This window comes from Microbacterium sp. (assembly GCF_035554235.1).
Taxonomy (GTDB): domain Bacteria; phylum Actinomycetota; class Actinomycetes; order Actinomycetales; family Microbacteriaceae; genus Microbacterium.
Genome location: NZ_DATMIO010000277.1, coordinates 1 through 2,688 on the forward strand (window position 1 = coordinate 1; position 2,688 = coordinate 2,688).

General features: G+C 67.7%; 2 protein-coding genes and 1 pseudogene. All 3 read right to left on the reverse strand.

The genetic code is table 11. The features are described from left to right. Positions 1–475: pseudogene (locus VNT50_RS14045) on the reverse strand (ATP-dependent DNA ligase); the annotation flags it as partial. 40 nt (positions 476–515) lie between these two features. Then, on the reverse strand, positions 516–1,349 hold the full coding sequence (locus VNT50_RS14050; protein ID WP_325485734.1) for an alpha/beta fold hydrolase: 834 nt from the start codon (positions 1,347–1,349) through the stop codon (positions 516–518). A 556-nt stretch (positions 1,350–1,905) separates the two neighbouring features. Further along, a partial coding sequence (locus VNT50_RS14055; protein WP_325485735.1) for an amidohydrolase family protein occupies positions 1,906–2,688 on the reverse strand: 783 nt, incomplete at its 5' end.

The following is a 2,688-nucleotide window of genomic DNA, read 5'->3' on the forward strand; positions in this document are numbered from 1 at the left end:
GGTCGCCCGAGAGCATCGCGGCGCGTCGCACGAGCGCGGGCGGGCGCGCGGATGCCTTGGCCACGGCATCCGTCACCACCCCCTCGAGCGCGCCGGTGCGCACCTCGCCGAGCAGCGCGCCGCGGAGGAAGCTCTGCTCGCCCGCCGTGGCCCGGCCGACGAGGTCACGGAGCGCGGCGGCACGCACGTGCTGAGATCCCTGACCCGACGTCGCGGCGAGGGCGTCGAGGGTCTCGTCGAGCTCGGCGACGGTGAGGGTCGGCTCGGCGGCCGGCGCCCCGGCGGCAGCCGCGAGCCCACGCCATCCGACGCCGATGCGGCCCTGGCGCGGCTTGCCGAGCAGCAGCCCGATCGCCGGCGCGATCTCGTCGGGCTCGAGTCGGCGAAGAAGCTCGGCGAGGGCGTCGACCTTCGCCAGGCGCGACCGCGTGGATGCGACGGCGTCCGAGGTCTGCGCCAGATCAGTGAGCAGCATGGGGGTCAGTCTGGCACCGGCATCCGACACATGACTGGAATCACTCCGCGGCCGGGGGCGCGTCGAGGAACGTCAGCACGACGTCGCTGACGAGGTTCGTGCGCGAGAGGCCGAAGAAGTGCGTCGTGCCCGGGAACACCGCCAGTTGCGACGCGGGAACTCCGTCGAAGTCGCCGTTCACATCGCCACCGCGCAGCTTGAGGAAGCGGACGGCGTGATCGAGCGTCACCATGTCGCAATCGCCCACGGTGATGAGCGTGGGCGCCGCGATGCTGCGGATCTCATCCTCCGACCAGTCCTCGAAGCCGTGCTCGTAGGTGGCGCCGAGCTTGTCGAGGAGCCCCTGCAGGTGCTCGCGATCGGGATGCGGCGACTTCGCGAGGTAGGCCTGCTCCATCGGCGTGCCCGCGATCATGTCGACGGTCATCGCCGCGACCGTCTCCGCGTTCTGCCCGCGGAGCCCGGATTGGGCGAACGAGACCGACGAGACGATGAGCTTGTTCACGCGCTCCGGGTGGTTGATCGCGAGATCGAGTGCGACAGCGCCGCCGACGCTGAACCCGAAGACGTCGGCCCTCGCGATGGAGAGGTGATCGAGCAGACCCACGACGTCCGAGGCGAGGCCCGCCGACGACAGGGGCCGGTCGATGTCGTTGGTGCGGCCGTGACCCTGGAAGTCGAGGGCGACCACCTGGCGACCGGCGGAGAAGCTCGGCAGGAGGGGTGCGAACTGCAGGTCGATGTCGAAGAGGCCCCCGTGCAGCAGCACGAGCGGCGTACCACCGGCCCCGTGGATCTCGTAGTACAGGTGGAGTCCGTTGATCGGTGCGTAGCCGGAGCGGGAGGGGACGCTCGTGGCGGTACGGTGGGACATTGCGCGCTCCCGTCGATGCGATTGCTGACGGCATCCAGCGTTTCAGTTCTGTCGCGACGGCACCACCCGTTGCGACGACCCCGAGCGGTTAGGGGCAATCCCCTATCCCCTCCGGTCCCCTATTTGTCCCCTAATCAGTGGACAAACACCCGTCCCCCGCCGGTATCGTTGCCCACGGTTCGGATCGGCTTGGGGAGCAGTGGGGACTGCATGATTTGCCAGGGGCTTTCCGGCGGAGACTGGGCGTCGCCGACCAGTTCACTACTGAGGACTCTCTCGATTCGCCGCTGGGGCGGCGAGTCGAGGGAGTTCTCGGCGCACGAGAACGGCCCCCTCGAGCCACCACTGATGGCGAGCAGCTCGAGAGGACCGAGCGGGGCAGACGGATGGCGTTGGGGACCGACACCCGACGTTGCCTGGGGACAACGCTGACCCGCAGACACAGCAACTTGCGCTCCTATCCTGCCGGAACGCGTTCATTCTGTCCAGGATGGCGTTATCCGCAGGGCCGCGCTTGGCAATTTGTTCGAGATAGCGCGGAATTCAGAATGTCCGCTCAGACCCGGAAAATTCGATTCGCGTTGAGGTGCAGCAGCTTCGCCTGTTCCTCCCGCGTGAAGTCAGCCACGACGCACCGGAAGGCCTCGATCAGGTCGGAGTACGTGCTGAAGATGCCGTCGACGGGGAAATTGGACCCGAAGAAGCACCGGTCGACTCCGAAGGCATCGATGAGCTCCAGCACCCACGGCCGGATCGAATCGATCGTCCATCGGCGGTCCGCGGACCCCAGTGCGGAGACCTTGCACGAGACCTGCGGGTAGGCGGCGATCTGGCGGATCGCGCGCGACCATCGCTGGAAGTACTCGCCGGACCGCTCCCTCGGCATCGCGGAGTGGTCGAGGCAGAACTTCACGCTCGGATACTCCCCGAGTAGAGCTAGCGCCTCGTCGAGGCGCTCTACGCCCACCTGGTGGCAGAACACCAAGTCGAGCGCCGCGAGCCTCGCGTAGCCTTGCCGCCACCGTGGGTCGGCGAATGAACCCGGCTGCCCGTTGTCTCGAATCCCGCGCACATTGGGATACGCGCAGTGCGCGTCCAGCACGCTCGCGGCGTCGTCTGAGCGAAGGTCGCAGCGCGCGACGATGCCGCTCGGCAGCCCTCGCTCATCGGCGAGCGCCTGAAGCCACGCGGTCTCCAAGACCGGGTCCCTATTGGTGGTCACACCGACGTGGATCACCTTGTCGATGTTCTGAAAACGGCTCTGGGCGTCGAACTCATCGACAGAGAAGCGCTGGACCTTGAACCCTTCGATGTCGCCGAGCATGGGGTGCGGTTCGCC

What these genes read in the sequence shown, in the direction of transcription:
- VNT50_RS14050 (WP_325485734.1), bottom strand. Translation starts at nt 1,349, where the DNA reads ATGTCCCACCGTACCGCCACGAGCGTCCCCTCCCGCTCCGGCTACGCA.